24 protein-coding genes are annotated in these 19,803 nt (G+C 60.0%); 6 read left to right on the plus strand and 18 right to left on the minus strand.

Translation table 11 applies throughout. From position 1 onward, the window contains the following. Positions 1-4: 4 nt before the first annotated feature. The 17 genes from NKJ28_RS00510 to NKJ28_RS00590 all read right to left on the minus strand — a co-directional run bounded on the left by NKJ28_RS00510 (position 5) and on the right by NKJ28_RS00590 (position 13,054). Positions 5-421 carry a phage pre-tape measure protein gene (locus tag NKJ28_RS00510; protein ID WP_352633527.1) on the minus strand — a complete coding sequence of 139 codons (417 nt, stop codon included), beginning with the start codon at positions 419-421 and terminating at the stop codon, positions 5-7. 9 nt (positions 422-430) lie between these two features. Next, positions 431-1,222, minus strand: coding sequence for a phage tail tube protein (locus NKJ28_RS00515; RefSeq protein WP_352633529.1), 792 nt, complete (start codon positions 1,220-1,222; stop codon positions 431-433). Positions 1,223-1,269: 47 nt separating this feature from the next. Next, positions 1,270-1,797, minus strand: a complete 528-nt coding sequence (locus NKJ28_RS00520) for a hypothetical protein (RefSeq protein WP_352633531.1) — start codon at positions 1,795-1,797, stop codon at positions 1,270-1,272. Beyond that, on the minus strand, positions 1,790-2,404 hold the full coding sequence (locus tag NKJ28_RS00525; RefSeq protein ID WP_352633533.1) for a hypothetical protein: 615 nt from the start codon (positions 2,402-2,404) through the stop codon (positions 1,790-1,792). Before NKJ28_RS00525 ends, NKJ28_RS00520 begins: the two co-directional genes overlap by 8 nt. Continuing rightward, positions 2,401-2,703 (minus strand): hypothetical protein, encoded by a 303-nt coding sequence (locus tag NKJ28_RS00530; RefSeq protein ID WP_352633535.1) that lies wholly within the window; start codon positions 2,701-2,703, stop codon positions 2,401-2,403. The genes NKJ28_RS00525 and NKJ28_RS00530 overlap by 4 nt, the downstream gene beginning before the upstream one ends. A gap of 98 nt (positions 2,704-2,801) precedes the next feature. Continuing rightward, positions 2,802-3,224 (minus strand): hypothetical protein, encoded by a 423-nt coding sequence (locus tag NKJ28_RS00535; protein ID WP_352633537.1) that lies wholly within the window; start codon positions 3,222-3,224, stop codon positions 2,802-2,804. Between the two features lie 77 nt (positions 3,225-3,301). Further along, positions 3,302-4,396, minus strand: coding sequence for a major capsid protein (locus NKJ28_RS00540; protein ID WP_352633539.1), 1,095 nt, complete (start codon positions 4,394-4,396; stop codon positions 3,302-3,304). A 51-nt stretch (positions 4,397-4,447) separates the two neighbouring features. After that, positions 4,448-4,876 (minus strand): head decoration protein, encoded by a 429-nt coding sequence (locus NKJ28_RS00545; protein ID WP_352633541.1) that lies wholly within the window; start codon positions 4,874-4,876, stop codon positions 4,448-4,450. 43 nt (positions 4,877-4,919) lie between these two features. Then, positions 4,920-6,188, minus strand: a complete 1,269-nt coding sequence (locus NKJ28_RS00550; protein ID WP_352633543.1) for a S49 family peptidase — start codon at positions 6,186-6,188, stop codon at positions 4,920-4,922. Then, a complete protein-coding gene (locus NKJ28_RS00555) occupies positions 6,185-7,861 on the minus strand; it encodes a phage portal protein (protein ID WP_352633545.1) in 1,677 nt (558 codons plus the stop codon). The genes NKJ28_RS00550 and NKJ28_RS00555 overlap by 4 nt, the downstream gene beginning before the upstream one ends. Then, complete coding sequence (gpW, locus tag NKJ28_RS00560) at positions 7,858-8,076, minus strand: gpW family head-tail joining protein (protein WP_352633547.1); 219 nt, start codon at positions 8,074-8,076, stop codon at positions 7,858-7,860. Before gpW ends, NKJ28_RS00555 begins: the two co-directional genes overlap by 4 nt. A gap of 86 nt (positions 8,077-8,162) precedes the next feature. Then, entirely contained in the window at positions 8,163-10,334 is a 2,172-nt protein-coding gene (locus tag NKJ28_RS00565) for a terminase gpA endonuclease subunit (RefSeq protein ID WP_352633549.1), read from the minus strand. A 285-nt stretch (positions 10,335-10,619) separates the two neighbouring features. After that, on the minus strand, positions 10,620-10,802 hold the full coding sequence (locus NKJ28_RS00570) for a hypothetical protein (protein ID WP_352633550.1): 183 nt from the start codon (positions 10,800-10,802) through the stop codon (positions 10,620-10,622). Between the two features lie 13 nt (positions 10,803-10,815). Next, positions 10,816-11,673: a phosphoadenosine phosphosulfate reductase domain-containing protein gene (locus tag NKJ28_RS00575; RefSeq protein ID WP_352633551.1), complete on the minus strand. Its 858-nt coding sequence runs from the start codon at positions 11,671-11,673 to the stop codon at positions 10,816-10,818. After that, entirely contained in the window at positions 11,670-12,365 is a 696-nt protein-coding gene (locus NKJ28_RS00580) for a DUF1441 family protein (RefSeq protein WP_352633553.1), read from the minus strand. Before NKJ28_RS00580 ends, NKJ28_RS00575 begins: the two co-directional genes overlap by 4 nt. Next, entirely contained in the window at positions 12,362-12,697 is a 336-nt protein-coding gene (locus NKJ28_RS00585; RefSeq protein ID WP_352633555.1) for a hypothetical protein, read from the minus strand. The genes NKJ28_RS00580 and NKJ28_RS00585 overlap by 4 nt, the downstream gene beginning before the upstream one ends. Positions 12,698-12,871: 174 nt before the next feature. Then, positions 12,872-13,054 carry a helix-turn-helix transcriptional regulator gene (locus NKJ28_RS00590; RefSeq protein ID WP_352633557.1) on the minus strand — a complete coding sequence of 61 codons (183 nt, stop codon included), beginning with the start codon at positions 13,052-13,054 and terminating at the stop codon, positions 12,872-12,874. Between the two features lie 229 nt (positions 13,055-13,283). Here NKJ28_RS00590 and NKJ28_RS00595 point away from each other — a divergent pair, with 229 nt between their 5' ends. Then, positions 13,284-13,541: a hypothetical protein gene (locus NKJ28_RS00595; RefSeq protein WP_352633559.1), complete on the plus strand. Its 258-nt coding sequence runs from the start codon at positions 13,284-13,286 to the stop codon at positions 13,539-13,541. Between the two features lie 177 nt (positions 13,542-13,718). On the opposite strand, the gene NKJ28_RS00600 is transcribed toward NKJ28_RS00595, so the two are convergent. Further along, positions 13,719-14,189 carry a hypothetical protein gene (locus NKJ28_RS00600; protein WP_352568056.1) on the minus strand — a complete coding sequence of 157 codons (471 nt, stop codon included), beginning with the start codon at positions 14,187-14,189 and terminating at the stop codon, positions 13,719-13,721. Positions 14,190-14,398: 209 nt separating this feature from the next. Here NKJ28_RS00600 and NKJ28_RS00605 point away from each other — a divergent pair, with 209 nt between their 5' ends. Genes NKJ28_RS00605 through NKJ28_RS00625 form a run of 5 tightly spaced genes read left to right on the plus strand, consistent with a single transcriptional unit; the run spans position 14,399 to position 19,788 of the window. Then, on the plus strand, positions 14,399-14,713 hold the full coding sequence (locus tag NKJ28_RS00605) for a helix-turn-helix domain-containing protein (RefSeq protein ID WP_023675522.1): 315 nt from the start codon (positions 14,399-14,401) through the stop codon (positions 14,711-14,713). After that, positions 14,710-16,731, plus strand: coding sequence for a hydrogenase 4 subunit B (gene hyfB, locus NKJ28_RS00610; RefSeq protein WP_502896717.1), 2,022 nt, complete (start codon positions 14,710-14,712; stop codon positions 16,729-16,731). The genes NKJ28_RS00605 and hyfB overlap by 4 nt, the downstream gene beginning before the upstream one ends. Continuing rightward, complete coding sequence (locus NKJ28_RS00615; protein WP_023675520.1) at positions 16,722-17,678, plus strand: respiratory chain complex I subunit 1 family protein; 957 nt, start codon at positions 16,722-16,724, stop codon at positions 17,676-17,678. Before hyfB ends, NKJ28_RS00615 begins: the two co-directional genes overlap by 10 nt. Beyond that, complete coding sequence (locus tag NKJ28_RS00620; protein WP_023675519.1) at positions 17,678-18,340, plus strand: hydrogenase-4 component E; 663 nt, start codon at positions 17,678-17,680, stop codon at positions 18,338-18,340. Before NKJ28_RS00615 ends, NKJ28_RS00620 begins: the two co-directional genes overlap by 1 nt. Then, entirely contained in the window at positions 18,337-19,788 is a 1,452-nt protein-coding gene (locus NKJ28_RS00625; protein ID WP_023675518.1) for a hydrogenase 4 subunit F, read from the plus strand. Before NKJ28_RS00620 ends, NKJ28_RS00625 begins: the two co-directional genes overlap by 4 nt. Positions 19,789-19,803: the final 15 nt, after the last annotated feature.

Genomic DNA, 19,803 nt, shown 5'->3' on the forward strand with positions numbered 1-19,803 from the left:
AGGCTCAGGTTTTCGGGAATGTCAGGCTTACCACCCCCTGCATTGCCCCGGCGACGATCTCCATCAGTTTTTCCAGCCCACCCTCACCCACGAGCGTGAGCTTGATGATTTTTTCGAGTGATTCGGCCTGAACACGCAGCGGAAGCTTCGCGGCCGTCGCCGCGCTTTGCGGTGCGTCCATTCCGCAGGCGATGACCAGGGAGGCCAGCGGCACAAAGTCACCGACCATCCGAATGGCGATCTCTTCAACGCTACCTTGAAGCGTTCCTGCGATTGCCTGAGTGTAGAGTTCGGCCAGCACTTGCTGATGCCCACGGACGATGAGGGTAATGTCGGGGAGGCAGAGGCCGCGAACCGCAATGGATTGCCCATTGAAGTCCACGGTCTCTGTCGGGAAAATCAGCGTCTCCAACTGATTCATGTTCGTGCCTTACGCCAGCACCCGGCCGTCGCGATAGGCGAGCGCCAGGATGCCTTTCTTGAGGACGGTGATCGACAGCGGCAGTGTCTGGAAAGCCGTCGACTCGGGGTCGTTCAACATCGACATGTCCCCGTTCGGCGCAAGGATCGCGCGCGGGATGGTGATGTCAGCCTGGGCGCCGATCGGATTGAAGGAGATAAACTTCAACTCACCTTCGATCTGCTGTTCGCCAGCAACCACCTGCTCGCGCGACGATGCCGCGACGTTGTATGTGACCTTGAGGGTGCCACCGATCGCAGCGCTGCCCACCGGAATCTCGACGATCCCGAGATCGGTGTCGATCAGGTAGTCGGTGCCGAGGACGCGAGGAACAGGCGTGCCTGCACCATCGGTCACGGCGGTCGTCGTCACCTTGCGATAACCGGACGGATTGGTGTCGCTGCGGCCGAGTTGGAAGGTGTCGCCGGCCTTGACCAGGAGGAACGTCTCGATGAGACCCGTCTGAATGGTCGTCGAGAGGGTCGTCGTATTGCCCAGGTACCAGTACGCCAGGTTCTCTGTCTTGATGTCGTCGGTGACCACCGAACCGTTCATGGTCGAGGAAATGATAAGCTGCTTGTCCAGCACCTTGAGGCCCTGCTGTGAACAATAATGCTGCAGGGTTTCGGAATCGCGTGTCAGCGTGAATTCCGGACAGTTGCCGAATTCGCGAAACGGGCCGGGGGTCTGCGTGCCGGCCAGGTACTTCGCGAAAAAAATCTTTCCGCGCGGGACCGTCAGGTTGTTGGAATTGAAGTCCATGCTAAAGCTCCTTCTCTAGTGATTGTCACGTATAACGTGATTTTGCGTTAAGCGAAAGGTGTCTCCAAATTTTCTGCGAGTGTGAGCGTCACCGGAACCAGAAAATATGCGACGGCGGAAACGTCATCATCCGGGGGACGATGCACGGGTTGCCCGATCGAGAGCCCCATAACGCAGGGGCCAGTGCCACCGAGGCCAAGCAGGTTGAAGCGCTCCTTCTTTCCTGCCACCAGGGCTTGGACGACCTCGGCGGAAAGATGGTAGGCCGGGTCGAGCGGATGCGTTTTGTCATCCTTCACGAAGCCCTGAATGAGGATTCGGAACTGATTGACGGCCTCGACTGAATTGGAGGTGCCGTTTAGTGGGTCTGCCGGCCGAAGGTCTTCCAGCACTGACAGCATTGGGATCGGGTCGTTGTCGCCGTAGATCGTGCGGCCTCGGAATACCCGCTCGGCAACGCGGCCCGCGCTGTCCGTGTAGTCGGACAGATCGCCGATGTAGCCGCCTGCCGGTGTGATCGACTTGAGGCGAGTGCAAACCGCCTTCATGACGCGCAGGCGGAAAGGGTCAGCCATTGTCCAGCAACTCCAGTTGGCGGTTGAATTCGTCTTCGAGGAAGTCCAGCATTTCGGGTGTCATGTCTTCGAAAATGCCGCCGTCCGCTGATGCGGCGCTCAGCGCCTGGTCGACGGACGGGCCGTAGAGCAGCCACAGGTTCTTGCCGATCGACTTGGGCTTGTAGGCACCGGCCGGCGCCGCGCCGTTGGTGCGAACGGCCAGGCCGACGTTGTTGTTTCGAAGGCGCAGCAAGAAGGCGCGGCTGATCGATTTGCGCTGGCCGGGCTTCACCATCACATTGACCTTGCCGCCAGTGTGACGCGCGCCACCTGGCAGCACCGTCTGCCGGCTGAACCGCGCGAGCGACGTTGGTGACCCCCGGCCTTCAATGATCGTTGTGAATGCCCCCTTGCGTGCGCGAGTCTTCACCCACAGGCGCTTGCTCGATGGCGACACGTATGAGGCAGGGAAAGCTATCTGCTCGCGGGCAGCGCGGGCGGCGCGTGTGCGGCCACGGTCTGCGGCGCGGTTGAGCGCGCGTGTCAGCGCCATTTCAACCGTGTTGCTCATTTCAGGGACGAAAGAGAACTGGTCGAACTCGACCACGATCAGCGCCGCGCTCACAGCAAGATGCCTTCGAAGGCGGCAGAGGCAGTGTCGCTTTGGGCGAGCAGCGCAACAAGATCAGCTTTGGCAACCTCGGAGACTTCCACCCACAGGTAACCCTCACGCTCTCTGCTCGGGCCGGTGATGTATGCTTCGGAGTTGCCAAAAATGACGTAGGCGTTGGTCAGAACTTCGCTCAGTTCATCTGTAATCTGGAAAACGATTCGAGTGGCAGTGTCGATCTGCGACGCTGACCAATCAGCACCTTGAACGTCGGAAACGATCGGGCGCCCATGCAGGCGCACATCGACGCGCATGGGAGTTCCGGCAGTGTGTGTGAGATACACTGCCGGAATCTCGAAGGTCCGGTGAATGGCACCGAAAGCCTTCCGCTTCTGATCGCGCCAACCGGCCATTAGACGAGTGCGTCCGCCTTCGCAGCTTCCTCGGCGGCCAGTTTCGCAGCTTCCGCCTCGGCCAGTTTCGCAGCTTCCGCCTCGGCGAGCTTGGCGGCTTCCGCCTCGGCGAGCTTGGCGGCTTCTTCGGCGGCCAGTTTCACAGCTTCCGCCTCGGCGAGCTTGGCGGCTTCCGCCTCGGCCTTCGCAGCGGCTTTCGCCTCGGCCTTAGTCTTTTCGGGTTTGCCCTGGACAAGAATCGGAGCGGCTTCCTTCTTGAAGCCGGCGAGTGTGATTTCGTCGTCGGTGGCCTCGACCACCGCGCGGAGCGCGAGCATGGATTCCAATTCCTCGCCTTCCAGTTCGGCGATGCCGTTCGGATAGACAACAGGCGGCTTGGCGTCGTTGGCGCGCATGATCGTGTGAATTGCCTTGATGAACATCTATGTCTCCATCGTGTTTTGAGAAATCGGCCCGGCAGTGATTTGCCGGGCCGTGGGCCTTATTTCAGGGTCGTGGCCTAGGCCAGGACGCGGGCCTTGAACGTCCGGTTCGGGTAGAGCGGAACCGGAAGCGGCGAGGACTGGTGCATCAGGAACTGTTCGCCGGGGTCCTGGGTCGTGAACATCTTGGCGAACACGCGCTCGTTTTCGAGACCGTTCTTGATCGCTTCCACGTCGTAGATCGCGCCGTAGCAGCGGACGCCGTTGGCGCCCGGAGCAACGAGAAGCACGTCCTTCTCGTTGAACAGATCGATCTTGGTCTTGCCACCGGAACCGTTCGGGATGTCCACCGTGTCCTTGTAGGTCAGGACTTCCAGGCCGTTCGTCAATTGACCGATGCGGGTCAGCGGACGCTCGGTGCGCATGATGCCAAGGTCCATCTGCACCGAAGTGTTGCCACGGTAGTTCGTGTCCAACGCGGCCTTGATGCCGGTGTTCTTTCGGAAGACCGGGGCGACCTTCGCGCCCACGATAAGCTGCGCCGCAGAGCCGCCACCGTTGGCGAGATACATGGTGCTCATCCAGCCTTCGACATCGCCGAGAATGTCGGTTGTCGGATCGTCCCAGAAGTTCGCCGACTTGACGACGGTGTGGCCGGCGTCACGGCCGAAATCGAGCAGGACGGACGGATGGTCGGCGCCCTGATCGCGGTCGTAGTTGATCTGCACCTTGCCGTCGATGAGCGCGCGAGCGGCCATCCAGGCTTCGCGGGTGTCGATCATGCGCAGGTGCCGCTGGGTGATCTCGGTCGTGCGCATGTCGAAGCGTTCCCCGATGGTCGGCTTGCGGCCGGCGTTGCGGAAAACCTCGGACGGACGGATGTTCTTCACATCGGTCGGACGCACCGCGTCCTTGAGCTTGATGTAAGGAACGGTGATGGCGTTGATCTTCTCACCCCTGGTGCCCTGCGTCGGCTTGCCCTGCTCGTAAGGCAGCACAAACGGCGCGAGGAAGCGATCAGCTTCGGGCAAGTCGCCGAAGCGGATTTCGCCGTCTTCGGAGTAGTGCGACAGCGTGAAATACGTGTCGAGGAAGTATGACGGGATCGCCGCCATACGCGTGTCTTCGCGCAGAGCGAAAAGGTCTTTCGGAGTCCAGAGTTCGATGCCCATGGCAGTCTTTCCTTGTTAATGTCGCGGTCGGATGCGAACTTGTTGTCGGGGTTACGGGGTTGCCACGGTCGCGCCGAAGTAGACTTCGCGAACGACAATGTTGGTGGGGGTGGCTGCGCCGGCGAACGCGTTGAGCTTCAGCGCATCCGTGTTGTAGGCGGCAGGCCAGGTGATCCGGTGCTTGGCGAGGCAACCCGCGCGCAGCACCGGGATGCCGATGTTGGCGGTCAAGCCGTCGATCGGATACAGGGTGATGCCGATAGCGGGAGTGCCCGGAGCAGCCACGACGAGCTTGCCGGCACCGTCGAGCATGACCGGGGAGTATGCGGCCAGGGCCGCGCCGTTAAGCGCGATCATGTCCACGGTCACGACCAGCGGGGATTCGCCGACGATGAGCCCTTCGAGCGCCGCGTCGATGGTGTCGTTCCACTGCGACGGAACACCGGCAGTGTGAGCGAGATTGGGGGTAACAATAGCCACGTTGATGGCTCCTTCTGGGTTTGAGGTTTAGACGCGGGGCTTTTTAGTGGGCCGGGCCTTTGGTCATCAGAAGCGCCTTTTCGGCGCGGCTCATTTCGGACCCGTTGCCGTTGGCATCGGCGTCGGCGTCGCCGCTGATTCCCGCGCCGCCGTTCTGCATGGCGGCCTGGAGCATCCCTTTGGGAGCACCAACGTCGGCAACCGGAGCAACTTCGGCATTGAGATTGCCGAGGAACTTGCCGGCCTGTTCCGCTGACAAATCGGTTTCGAGGGCAGCCGCAAGAGCCGCCTTCGGGCGGTCCTTGGCGTTATCGTGACCGAGGATGGCGACGACGCGGGCACGCTCGCCCGAGGCGCCTTCCTTGACGCCCTCCGCTTTGCCCTGCTCCTTGCCGGTCACCAAAGCGGCGGCAACAGCAATGTCGAATTCGGCCTGGGTGATTTCGGCCATCTGTTCATCTCCTTCTGAGAATGTGGCCTCAAAGGCCGTTATCGCGTCGTCCAGGGCGCCAACCTCGTCGGCCAACCCGTTTTCGATCGCCTGTTGAGCCATGAACGTGTGGGCACCAGTCGCATCGACTGCCTTCACGTCCATTGACCGGTTTCTCGCCACCATTGCGACGAACTGCTTGTGGAACTCATCCACGCGCTCTTGAATCCGCTCGCGTGCCCCCTCGGACAGTTTCTCGTAGGGGTTGCCCTCCATCTTGCCGGGCTTGGAGCGGATGATATTGATTGCGACGCCCGCCTCATCGAACATCTTCGAATATTCGAAATGGGTGACAACCACGCCGATCGAACCGACGCCGCCAGTGCGAGCCACGGTGCCGTGATCGGTTGCCGCAAAGACGTTGTAGGCCGCCGAGTACGCGTGCTCGGCGGCGAACGCGCGGATCGGCTTGATGCCTCGAACCGAGAACATGCGGTCCACCAGGTCGAAGTTGCCGGCCACCATGCCGCCGCCCGAATTCACGATCAGAGCGATACCCTTGACCGTGGAGTCATCGACGCCGCGCTTGATCGCCTGCCAGATGTATTCGTAGCCTGTGGCGTAGCCGCCGAGGGCAAAGGGGAAGTCGTTCAGCAGCACGCCCTTGACCGGAACATGCAGGATGCCGTTCTTCACGACATACGGACGATAGCGCGAACGATAGTCGTCATCGGAAAACCAGAAGCCAGCCGGGTCGCTACCGGCCTTCTCGATCTCACCGAGGCGTTCGGCCACGGCCGACAAGCAGCCTTCCAGCCAGGCACTGTGCCCTTCGTCGATGAGCGCCGGCTGGTCCTGAAAACGTGCGAGGATGGGGTTCATTCTTTACCTCCATCGCGCGGCGAAGCCGTCAGCGAATTTTCCATGTCCTTGGTGTCGGTGTCGTAGATCGACGGATTGCCGTAACTCTCGTCGAGATCGCGTTCGCGCTTGACCTGACGCGCGATCTTGCGCCAGTCGCCGCCCGAGCTTTTCGCGATTTCGATTTCCTTGGTGGACAGGCCATTCTTGACCTTCAACACCGAAGCCTGTGTCTCCTTGAGCGGATCAATTTGACCCTGGCCGGCGCCGATCCAGTCGCACGCGCTGAATGCTTCCGCGTTCATGCCATCGTAGAAACGTGGCAGCCCGCGACGCTTGAAGCACTCCAAGTCCTTGTAGTTGATGGCTTCTTCGAGCCACAGCCGATAGATGAAGTTGGCGATTTTGTCGGCGACGGTGCGCTTCAAGGACATCATGGTCTTGAAGGTTTCACCTGACGATGCACGCGCGCTTGAATAGTTCGTCTGCGTGTAATCGCGCGACAACTGCTCATAAGAGACGCCGAGGGCCGCCGCGATATAACGCAGCAGGCTCTGCTCATACTTGTCGGATGCCGGTCCCTGCGTACCCGGGTTTTGGAGCCTCAGTTTGGTTCCAGGTGCAAAGATCGGAATCTTCGCGCCATCCATGTGCAGGTTCTTCGCCCCGCTGGAATACTCGTTGATGGCACCGAGATAGGCGCTCATCCACGTCGTCGTAGCGTTGCCGTCACCGGCCGCGCTGCCGAGCGCTGCAGCCACGTCGTTGGGAATCTCGGACTCGATCGACGCTGCGTAAGTCGCGGCGACCACCGCCTGTTGAAGGAGCGTTTGACGGAAATGCTTCGTCATGCGCATTTCCGAGAGCGCCGCGACCATCTCTGACACGCCGCGACTCTGATCCGGCCGCATCTGCTCGTAGATGTGGTTGATCATCATTCGCCCCCACGGCTTCCGAGCCGGGATGCGCTTCCAGACCATTGAGGCGGGGAGCGCTGCGGTACTAGAGCGGTAGTCGCTCGGGTGCGCGTTGCGGATGTAGTAGGCGACTGGCGCGCCGTACGCGTCGATTTCAACGCCCTTGCGCACTCGATTCGGCGAGCCGATCAGTCTGTCGCGCGGATCGGATAGACGCGCCGTGTCAATCATCTGCACGGCAGATGCGAACGGGCGGCCGTCGTCGAACCATTCGGCTGACAGCAAGGCTTCGCCACCGGCCAGGTGAACGCCGATGCCCAGCCGAACGATGTCCGTCAGCGTCTTGCGCCTGGCGGCATCCGGCCAGCACTGGTCGCTTTCGGCCCAAAGGGTGAACTTGGTTTCGATTTCTTCCTGGGCTTCGGATTCCCACTTTTCGTCTTCTTTGCCGAAAAGAATCTTGGTTTCCGGCTTGGCGTTAAGCAGAAAGCGCGTGCCGACGATGGAGTCCTTGCGGATGGCTGAGCCGCCTGCGATGTAGGCGTCGTTGCGCACCGTGTCGTAGCCACGGGCGTCTAGACCGTCCTTCAGCGGGAGCAGATCGGCGTCGGCGGAACGAAGCGCCGGCTGCCACATCGCGAGACGGTCCATCTTGTCCGCGCCATCATAGGCAACGCCGCCCGCTGCCACCGCCGAGGCAACGGGCGGCACCGCATGGGTCGCCGGGGAGACGACGGCATGTGACCCAAGCAGGTCGGAAAGATCGAGGTCACTCATCCCCACACCGGCCTCAAGGGGCGACGGGCACAAGCCGTCGTTCCAGCCAGTTGCTGTTCGAGTTCCGCGATGTAGGCTTTGAGGCGGGAGGCGTTGGCGCTGGTGTAGCGAATCGTTTGACCGTCGCTGTCGCGAACCTCGACGGCCGCCTCACCGATCATTAGACGGTGATAGGCCGCTTTCGCTTCACCTAGGAGTACGGCGACATCCACCATTGGTCATCCAACGTTAATTTCACGTATCAATACCTTAAACGTGAAACTAGCGCAACATAATATTGCTTTTCAATTTAAAAGTGAATTCAGGCGAGGTTTTTGCCAAGCTCTGCGAACGAGGGAGTCTTCGATACAACTGCCTCTTGCTGCACATCCCCTCCGAACACCAATTCGTTCTCATCCCAATCGGCAGCCCACACTGGTGGCTCGTCATAGTTGAGACGATCGATGTTGAAGATCACGTAGGGGACATTCTGCTCGACCGGGCGGATCGCAAGACCGAGAGCATAGTAGGCAAGATCGAAGGATTCGTTGCGGCGTTTGCGTGGGTTTTCCCAGCCCTTTTCCGTTCGAATTTCAGTCGTCATTTGATTGTAGAACCACGGCGGCATCCAGTCGGGATAGCGCAGCATTCCGCCCTTTCCCGCGTCCTCGCCGCCATTCTCGACGCGGCGTGCCAGCATACCCGACACGCGGTCCTTCATCAGGTTCGAATTCAACAGGATGACCGGTACGTCGCCTTTGGCAATGGCGAGCTTTCCCTTCTGACTGGAATCCGGCCACGTCGTGCTCGCGTGCGGCTTGGTCTTCGAGGGCTCGCCCTTGACCAGGCAGAAACGACGATGCAGGCCATCACCGCGTTTCCGCAGCTTGCGCCAGAAATTGTAAGCGTGACCTGTGACACCCTCGGCACCACCTGAGTCGCCGCCAGTTGCCCGAATGCGCATACGCCGCCCGCTCACATCCGCAAGCGGATAGGTCTTCAGCAACACGCCGTCGATCAGAACATCCCAATCCTCCCCGAACGCGGCCGGATCGATTGGCAATTTTTCGCCCGCGCCGTTGAGTCGATCCGATAGCCGCAACTTGAAACCATCGATCACCACCATGTCGCCGGTCGCGGTGAAGCCTTGTATCTGAACCACGAAGGCGGACTTCTGCACATCGACGGTTGCGATCAGGAAGCGGACGCCATGCGGCACCGTAGGTTCTTCCTCGGTCGAGCCCCAATCTTCCGCGTTGGTCTTCAGGTCTTCCGGCGACCGCTCCGACAGGCGCGACAGCGGAATGTAGAAGGAGCCCTGGTCGGTGGTGACGGTTTTGCGCAGCGGCGCGTCGTCCCCCGTATCCTCAAGCGCCTTCATGGCTCGGAGGTATTTCTCGACCAATTGCCCCCAATCCTGATAGGCGGCGGCCGGCCCTTTCATCCAGAATGACGCGATGCTCGACCGTGCGGCTTTCATACCGTTGCGCTCGACGATCTTCTTTTCAACCGGCACCCATATCATGCCGTCCTTCACCCATTTGCCGACTTCGTTTAATTCCTCCTTCATGCCGGGTTCGAGGATGCCGCCGCAGATCGGACATGCCATGAAGGTTTGCTCGCGAGCTTCCATGATGTCGACACTGTCAGGGTAGCGCAGCAGTTTGAAGTCGGGTTCGAACGCCTCCTGACAATGCGGACAACACCAATACCAGCGGCGGCGATCACCACGGTTGTAAAGCTCGAAAATACCACGGATCGGCGGCGCCTCGTGCGGTGTCGAGGGCATCCACTTCGGGTCCTGGATTTCCTTGTTCGGGTTCGGCGACGCTTCGGCGAAGGTCATGCCAAATCGTTTGAACGTGGTCGTGCGCATCTGCGCCAAGTCGAAGGGGTTACCTTCACCCTCGATATTGTCGTCCATGCGTTCATAGTCGATCAGACCGACGCGTGGCATGGTGATGCCGGAAAGATTGCTCGCCGTTGGGTAGGTCAGCAGCAATCGCATTCCTGTATCGAATTCCTTGTCGAAGGTGTTGTCGTCCTTGCGGTGCGTAAGCTGGTGTTGTCGAACCAAAGTCGAGGCTTGCAGATACCGCTCAAGGTCACCTTTCGACCATTTGCGCGCATTCTCGCGATCCATGTGGACAAGCATCATGTCAGCCGGATCGGTCATCACCGTATGTGACGTCCAATTCAGATGGATCATCGTTTTGCCTGTGCGGGCAGGCCCGACAAAGATGCACCCCTGAAAATCCAGACTGGTGAGCGTGTCTTGCGGCTCTTGGATGTAAGGCGTGCGCTTGAGCGACCAGGGTGTGCTGTGGCCGCCACCGCTGCCGATGCGCGTGTACTTCTCACCGGCCTCGGTGACAGTCAGGCGCTGCTGCGGTTGCAGGCTCTCGAAGCCTCGGACGACGATGCTCTCAAGGGTCTGGTGCCGGGCTTCGCTGATCAGTTCCGCCACGGATGGCGGGCGCATTCTCGCGGTCATGATGCTCGCCGGGAAAACCATTCTGTTTGATCGGGTCCGACGATGCTGTAGGAGTGTTGGAAAAGGTCGTGCATAAGTTGGTGCGCTAGTTCGCGCGCCCGCAGCCCAAGTTTCTCCGTATCGGAGGGGAAGCGCGGATAGTTTATCAGACCGACACGGACACCGACTTCCTCACCTCCCGTATAAATATAAGTGACAGGCTCCACAGTGACACATAAGCCAATGCCAAAGCAGTAACTTCTGCAGGTCTGTTTTGCTTGATCTAAATCACCGGCTATGAAGATGTCATAGCGAATTGTCGGGCAGGTGGTCATAACTAGCGTCCTTCTTTTGGGTGCATTTGATTTCGGCATTGAACGTTGCGCGATCCACAAGCGGAAACGTGGTCGTTCCATCCGGGCAACCGCATGAATAATCGGGAACCCAACCGCATTTCGGGCAAACAGGCATTGTATCGGCGATGCTCATGCTCATTCTCCGGCTAATTCGCGCAGTATCCGTTGGCGCAAGCCATGCCGTCCTTCTCTGGAGGCAAGTCTTCTGCCACGTCGTCTTCGACTGGATGTTCAGGTTTGAATTTGCCGCGCGGACTATTCGCCCAAGACACGACTTCGCGGATGCCGACTGCGCCCATGTGACGATGCGGCCTAAAGAACGTGCGCGGCTTGCCGTTCCTAGTCAGCCCAAACTCGCTATTCATCTCAGTTTCGAGGTCTTCAAGCTTCGAGATTTCGGGCTCGGTCAACGCCTGGATGTCGGCGCGATTGCTGTTAATGCACGGCCCACATTCCATGGAGCGATGCGGCAACGGCTTGACACCAGCCCGTTCGAGGTAGCCGTCTCGTTCGGCTTCCGTGGAGTCCGCGAACGGAGTCAACATCACCCGGCCGCCGTGGTTCATCGAACGCGCGAGATAGCGAGGGAAGTCGGCTCGGGCACTGCTTTCCTCCCTCCGCACGCCAGTCAGGCAGACTGCCCTACGCTCAGGATCATTTTCTGCTAGCCAACGTTCGCCAGGTTCGATTTTGAGAATGTAAGAACACCACTGATACTGTTGCGTCGGGAACGCTTTCTTCATTCGAGCGAGTTCGACGAAGCCCAATGAGGTGGTGCGATCGGTCCAGAAGCCAAGGCTCTCGACCCACCATTCCATGTGCTCGACGCGGTTCATCCACCATGGTGCTGCCCATTTGGTGTCGCTGAAGACCACGGCAACGTCGCGCAGTTCCTGCTCGCGCGCCCACTGGATGAGCGCAATGCTGTCGTTGCCGTATGACGAGAAGATCACGAAGCGCGGCGGCGTCGCGACGGGTCCGAACATTTCGCGGCAGGGGTTCATTCGTCACCCGGAGTCGGCCGCGTGTCAGTGTCCGCAAGCTCCTTCTCGATCTCGCGCGAATGCGCGTTCGTCTGGAACTCGCGCGGCAGCAGTTCGAGTTTATCCCTGATCTGCGTGTTCATGTCGTTCACGCGGTCAACCAAGAAGTTGTACTGCTCATCCGTGAGGTTCTGCCGCCCAGGCATGTCCTCGATCCACATCTTGCTTTCCTGCCGGATCAACATCGAGACCCGAGCGAAGGTCATCAGCACGTCTTCATCGTGCCAAAGCTGCCCAGCCGCCATCAGGGCGCGGATGCGGGCGTTGGTCATCTCCCAATACGCCTTCGACACGATCGGCGGCAGTGAGGCTTGGTTCTGCTGCGACAGCCAGTCTTCAATGCTGCCCTGCGGCGGGATCAGATACGACATGCCGGTGAGGAAATCATACATCGGCTGCGGCTTGCCGGCGTGCGTGGTCCACGAGTCGACCGGGCACCGCTCAAGACGCTTCTGGATTTGCTTGGGCTGCACGCCGAGGATGTTCGAGAAGAACGTCACGCCCACGGGGCGCCGGAACTCGGTGTAGTGGGGAAGGTTCTTCGTCGCGTCCCTTTGGAGCCTGGCTGCGGCTTCTTCCTTGGTCGGCCGTCCGCGCTTCGGACGCGGTGCCTCATCGTCGCCTAGCAGGTCTGACAGATCGTCGTCGATCATTCCGAGGGTTCCGCTTGGACCGGCAAACGAAACGAATAGAATTCGTCGCGGCCGATCTGGGTGATTATTCGGTCGACCGAATTGCCTAAGATCGACTTGCCGTGATCGTGCCGAGACCATGTGGAGCCACCGCTCCAATGCGAGCCTTCTTCCTGCAGCCGACAATGCAGGCATATTCTCTGAGCGGCTAAGCCGGGCGATCGATATTCCGTCTCGCCAACGATCTCATGCTTGCAGGTTTGTTGAACCAAGAAGGCAACGGCCGAGAGTTTGCGACTCGCCTTGACACGTGCGTCCATGGCCGCCGCGATCCGTCTATTAAGTTTCTTCACGCTGAGTCCCTGTCCAGTTCGTCGAGGAATGGGGCGCGGCATATCTCGCCGCCGCAGCCGCAGGTGTCAGGATGGAACCTCACCTGCTCGGGGATAAGCGTCTTCGGCTGAGCGGTTGGGAGCCGCGTGACGCGCCCCTCGGCCACGGCCTGCCTGATGAGGTTTGGCACGGTGTCATGCACTGAAAATGGCCTCGTGCCACGCCTTGATTTCGCTCGCCCGCCATACGGCGACTTTGTGCGAAACGCGTTTCTGTGATGGGAAAAGGCCGGCTTTGATGCGGCGGTAAATTTCCGTTCGAGATAGCGTGGTGATCTCGATCACCTGCTCGATCCGAAGGTTGCGGTCCAATTCCATTTCACGTCTCCAAGGTCTTGCCTCCTTAATATCACTTTTAACGTGACTTTCAAGCTCAAAGGGACTAGACGTGAATTATTGATCCGGGCTCACGGATCGACTGACGGTTTAGTTGGGGTGGTGCGCTGCCTCGAATTTCAGTCGCAACATGGGGAGGCTGTCATGACTTAGGCGGGTAATTCCGCCAGTGGCCGAGCCGGGGACAACCCCTCAACTGGAGAAACCCAAAATGCCAGAAATGCGCGCCAAGGTGAAGATCACCAACATCGCCAGTTATCCCACGGTCGGAACCCCGACCCAAGAAACGCTCACCTTCAATTTCCCATCGAAGGACGGCGCATATCCCGCAGACGGTAGCGACGAGGATCAGCAGTTCGCTAAGTTCAGCCCTTGTGGCTCGCTCTCGCTGACGGTCACCAATACGGCGCTGGTCGGCAAATTCAAGGTCGACGACAAGTTCTATCTGGATTTCACCAGAGCCGACTGATCACGTCCGCTTTCGATGTGAGACTACCCAACCCCGCCCACCGTGGCGGGGTTTTTCTTTGTCGAGAGCCGGCAAAATCGACTGTATCGCATTTACCCTGTGGACTCTTTTTTCGCAGAATGCTGACTGGCATCATGTAAACGTTTGATATTGCTGGTAATTCAAGTCCCTCTCCCGCTACCAAATTCCAAGAAAAATCAGATACATAGAGATGTACGGTGCCAGTCGTCTCATGTAGCGGGTCGCGCGATTTTGCAATTTTGACACCCGGTTTTGCAGCAGGGCGCTTCTCTCAAGACAGGGCGATCCGATAGCTGCGAGGGCCATGACGTTTCGGTGCTCTAGATTGCACTCCCGTACAAGCCTCGAGACAACATCCCATCGCAGCGGTGGCTCTCCTACGCTTTCTTCAGAAATTCCGTCCGCAGAACCAGATTGCCTTTGTGCATTCAGCCCGTTGAGGAGATCGGCGAGTTCCTCGGGATCGTGCTGGTTCATTCCAACGATGGTTCGGCTGCCCATCTCGGCGGGCCGCCCGGTACGAGCATCATTGACGGTCCAGGTGCCGGTCGGATCCTGAAAAGGCCTGTAGCCCGCGGCGGCTCCAATCGAGTGGCCGGCCGAGATAAGGCCCATCGCCGGCGCCATCACGCGCAATCCGAGACGGCTGGCGACAAGACTGGCAGTGACGGGAACGGCCGCATGGCTTTGGTTCGAGGCGCAGGGCGTATCGCCCGGTTTTCTACAGCCTCAAGACAGATGCGCCACGCATCACTAATTGAATGCGCCGCATTTTAATATATGCTGCAAGACGTAGAGATAATATCTCAAAGCTGATCAAAAAGGGGGATGCGACCGTGATAACTGCTCCACAGTTGCGTGCCGCGAGGGCGCTCCTTGGCATCGACCAGCGCAGGCTTGCCGAATTGTCCGGTCTTTCCGTGCCGACAATTCAACGCATGGAAGCCAGCGAGTCGATTATTCGGGGTAACGTCGATTCTCTCATGAAGCTGATCGGGGCACTTGACCTCGCCGGCGTGGAATTGATCGCTGAAGGCGCCTCCAGCCAAATCGGCGGGCGCGGCGTGCGACTGAAAGCGGATTTTGACCCCGCCAAAATCCTTGGCGGGGTCGATACGGATGCCAAACTCCCCGTGAGGAGCGTGGCGTGATTTCGGGGGCCGCGGTCCTCCTGTGGGGCGTCGCTGCGCTCCTGGGGACTGCGGTGCTTGCGATTGCGGAAAGCCGCAGATCCGACTCGGGAACACGCCTGATCTACGGCTTGACGCTAGGTATATCGGCGGCCGTGCTCATGGTTCTCGCGAGCCGCATCGCCGACAATCCCGTCACCCCGTCGACTGTGGTGTTGCCTCTTGGATTGCCATGGATTGGCGCTCATTTCCGTTTGGATGCGCTCTCGACTTTCTTCCTCATCGTCGTCAACTTCGGCGGCTCCATGGCCAGCCTTTATGGCCTCGGCTACGGCAGGCATGAGTCTGCGCCGCATCGGGTGCTGCCGTTCTTCCCGGCTTTCCTAGCCGGAATGAACCTTGTCGTGGTGGCCGACGACGCCTTCACTTTCCTGCTTTCTTGGGAATTCATGTCGCTCGCCTCCTGGGCGCTCGTCATGGCGCACCATCGCGAGCAGGACAATGCGCGGGCGGGCTACATCTATCTCGTGATGGCGAGCTTCGGCACACTCGCGCTGCTGCTTGCGTTCGGCCTGCTCGCCGGATCCGATGGAACCTACACATTCGACGCGATGCGAGCCGCCGACCCGACCCCGTTCGCCGCTGCTTTCGTCCTGGTTCTCATGCTGCTGGGCGCCGGCTCCAAGGCTGGACTCGTCCCGCTTCACGTTTGGCTGCCACTCGCTCATCCGGCCGCGCCAAGCCACGTCTCGGCTCTCATGAGCGGCGTGATGACCAAGGTCGCAGTCTATGGCTTCATACGCGTTATTTTCGATCTGCTCGGTGAGCCGGCATGGTGGTCGGGCGTTGCCGTGCTTTTCCTTGGCGGCCTGACGGCGGTTCTCGGCATCCTCTACGCGCTGATGGAAAAGGACCTGAAGCGACTGCTTGCCTATAGCACCATTGAAAACATCGGCGTCATCTTCGTAAGCCTTGGTCTCGCGCTCGCTTTCAAGGCGAACGCCATGCCATCGGCTGCAGCGCTGGCCCTCACCGCCGCGCTGTTCCACGTCCTCAACCATTCCTTTTTCAAGAGCCTGCTGTTTTTCGGCGCGGGCGCCGTTCTGACGGCAACCGGAGAGCGGGATATGGAGAAGCTGGGCGGTCTCATCCACCGCATGCCCTTTACAAGTTTTGCCTTTCTCGTCGGTTGCGTCGCGATCTCGGCACTTCCACCCTTCAACGGCTTCGTCTCCGAATGGCTGGCCTTTCAGGCCATATTGCAGAGCCCCGATCTGCCACAATGGGGACTGAAGGTCATGGTGCCCGCCGTTGGCGGTCTGCTGGCGCTGTCAGCGGCACTGGCCGCGGCCTGCTTTGTAAAGGCGTTCGGGATTACATTCCTCGGCCGGCCACGCTCGGCCGCGGTGGAACTGGCGCATGAGGTCGACCGCTACTCGCTGGCGGCATTGTTCATTCTCGCTGCCCTTTGTCTCCTGGCCGGCATTCTGCCCGGTCTTGTGATAGACGGCCTCTCATCGGTGACACTGCCACTGATCGGCAGTCGGATGCCTGTGCAGATGGCCCAGCCCTGGCTGTCTATCGTGCCGATTGCAGCGAGCCGCAGTTCCTACAACGGCCTGTTGGTGTTCCTGTTCATCGCCTTTTCCGCATCCGCTGCGGCATATGTGATCCATCGCTTTGCATCACATGCACTCCGTCGGGGTCCCGCCTGGGGTTGTGGCTTCCCGGATGTGGTCCCGAGCTCGCAGTACACGGCCGTCAGCTTCGCGCAGCCTATCCGCCGCGTCTTCGGCACGTTCGTATTCCGTGCAAGGGAAACCGTCGAAATGCCGGCACCTGGCGAGACCGGTCCGGCTCGTCTGAATGTCGAAATGCATGATGTGATCTGGGAGACGCTGTACCTGCCTATCGGCCGGGCCCTCGACTTTGCGACCGACCACCTCAACCATCTGCAGTTCCTGACGATCAGGCGCTACCTGACCCTCGTCTTTCTCTTTCTCATTGTCCTGCTCCTGGTGCTCGCACTATGGCCGTGATTCTCGAGTTGGCCGTTCAAGGCGCGCAGATGGCGCTGGTGCTTTTGCTGGCGCCGCTCCTGACCGGATTCGTGCGCAAGGTGAAGGCACGGCTCTTGCGCCGCCAGGGTCCTTCCCTGATCCAACCTTACCGCGATCTCTTGCGGCTGATGCGCAAGGAAGTCGTTCTGGCGGACAACGCATCCTGGCTGTTTCGCGTGACGCCCTATCTGATCTTTGCCACCACCTGGGTCGGCGCGGCGCTCATCCCGACATTCGCCGCCGGCCTTACATTCAGTTGGACCGCCGATCTCATAGCCATTGTCGCACTGCTGGGAAGCGCCCGGTTCTTCCTGGCGCTGGCAGGCATGGACGTCGGCACGAGCTTCGGCGGCATCGGCTCGAGCCGCGAGGTGATGATCGCTTCGCTGGCCGAACCCGCCATGCTGCTCATCGTGTTCAGCCTGGCGCTCGTCGCGGGTGCTACGCAACTCTCAACGGTCGCCGCCTTCATGGGGTCACCGGAGGTTGGCTTGCGGGTGTCGCTCGGGATGTCGCTCATCGCCCTCGTGATGGTGGCGATCGCCGAAAACGCCCGCATACCCGTGGACAACCCATCGACCCATCTGGAACTCACCATGGTTCATGAGGCGATGGTGCTGGAATATTCCGGTCGCCATCTGGCGATGATCGAGTTTGCCGCCTTCCTCAAGCTTCTGCTCTATGTGTCGCTGATTTCCTGCGTCTTCCTACCTTGGGGCCTGGCGAGCGCCGGGGCAGGACTGGAATCCCTTGCTCCGGGTGTCGTCGCCTATGTCGGCAAGCTTGCCGTATGTGGCGTTCTCCTCGCCGTGTTTGAGACTGCCATCGCCAAGATGCGCGTCTTCCGCGTCCCGGATTTCCTCGGGGCAGCGCTGATGCTGGCCCTGCTTGGCACGCTCCTGCTGTTCGTCTCGCGGAGCCTCTGATGAACGGCCTCACCTTCGACATCGCTCACCTGCTCGCCGGCGGCCTAGTGCTGGTCAGTTTCATGATGCTGTATCAGGATCGCCTCTTTGCTCTGATCAACGTTTTTGCGCTTCATGCAATCGTGCTGGCCCTGTCCGTAGCTTGGCAGGCATACATTCAGGACGCGCATCATCTCTACGTCACGGCGGCGATCGCCCTCGTCTTCAAGGCGATCGTCATTCCTGTCGGGCTTCATCGCATCATTCAGCGGCTCGGCATCCATCGTGACGTCGAGACCGCCGTCGGCATCGGTACGACGATGCTTGCGGGGATAGGCCTGGTGACCCTGTCCATGGTCCTGATGCTGCGCGTCACTCCCGAGGCTGATCCCCTCGCCCGCGAGGACCTGGCTTTCGCGCTGTCCATCATTTTGCTGGGGCTGCTGGTGATGGTCACCCGCCGCAACGCCGTCAGCCAAGTTGTCGGATTCATGTCGCTCGAGAACGGTCTGGTCCTCGCCGCCACGGGGGCCAAGGGCATGCCTCTGGTCGTCGAGATCAGTGTCGCCTTCTCGATCCTTATCGCCTTCATCGTCATCGGAGTCTTCCTGTTCCGCATCCGCGAGAGGTTCGACTCGGTGGATGTCGGCGCGCTCGACGACTACAGGGGAGAACACCGTTGACCGCGTTTTCCCTCGATGCGGTGGCCGCCATTTTGCTGATACCGGTCTTCGCGGCCGCACTTCTGGCGGCGCTGCCGAAATACCGGATATCGGCGGGCGTCAATGTCGCTGCGAGCTTGCTGACCTTGCTCGCCGCCCTGTCGCTTCTTGTCACCGACCGCCCGCAGCCTGGGCAGTATCTGCTCGTCGACGATCTCAATATCGTCTTCATCGTGCTCAACACATTCGTCGGCTTCACCACCAGCGTCTTCAGCGCTTCCTACATTGCCCACGAACTGGAGAGCGGGCGGCTAACAGTCCCGAACTTGCGGTTTTATCACGCAATGTACCAGGTCATGATGTTCGGCATGAACCTGGCGTTCGTGTCGAACAATATTGGCTTGATGTGGGTGGCGGTGGAGCTTGCCACGCTGACCACCGTGCTCATGGTCGGCATCTACCGCACGCACGAAGCGCTGGAGGCAGCCTGGAAATATTTCATTCTGGGCAGCGTCGGCATCGCGCTCGCACTGTTCGGCACCATCCTCGTCTACATGGCTGCACAGCCGGTTGTTGGCGAGGGGACGAATGCGATGGTCTGGACGGTGCTCATCGCTCACGCCGCGCGCTTCGATCCGGCTCTGCTCAATGTCGCCTTCATCTTTCTGCTGCTCGGCTACGGGACAAAGGTCGGCCTTGCGCCCTTACATGCCTGGCTGCCAGACGCGCATGCTGAGGGTCCAACGCCGATTTCCGCAGTGCTGTCGGGCTTGCTGTTAAACGTCGCACTCTATGCCGTGCTGCGCTTCAAGCTATTGCTCGCGGCAAGCCCGGAAGCGATCGCACCTGGGCCATTGATGATCACGATGGGACTGACGTCGCTTGTCTTCGCGGCCTTCATGCTCTACCGCCGCCGCGACATCAAACGCCTGTTCGCGTACTCCTCGATCGAGCACATGGGCATCATCGTGTTCGCCTTCGGCATAGGAGGCCCGCTCGCCAATTTTGCCGGGCTGCTGCACATGGTCATGCACAGCCTGACCAAGTCGGCGATCTTTTTCACGGTCGGCCACATTGCCCAGGTCAAGGGGACACAGAACATCGCCGAAATCCGGGGACTGACGGAAACACATCCTGCCCTTGGCTGGGCGCTCGTCATCGGCGTCGTTGCCATTGCCGGCCTCCCTCCGCTCGGTATCTTCATGAGCGAATTCCTGGTCGTGAGTTCGACATTTGCAAGACACCCTCTTTTGGCGATGCCGTTGGTTTTCGGGATTCTGCTCGCTTTCGGCGCCCTGCTGCTTCGACTGACCGGCGTCGCTTTCGGCGAACCGCGCGGCAGCACTGCACCCGCCGAGGCGTCCTACATTCCGATGTATTCCCACTTGGCGTTGGTGTTTGCCGCCGGCATCTATCTGCCGCCACCGCTGGTCACATGGTTCCAGCACGTCGCAAGTATCCTGGGGTGAGCAGAGGAGAGAAAG

Origin of the sequence: Mesorhizobium sp. M0145, from assembly GCF_040322355.1 — a bacterium.
Classification (GTDB): Bacteria; Pseudomonadota; Alphaproteobacteria; order Rhizobiales; family Rhizobiaceae; genus Mesorhizobium.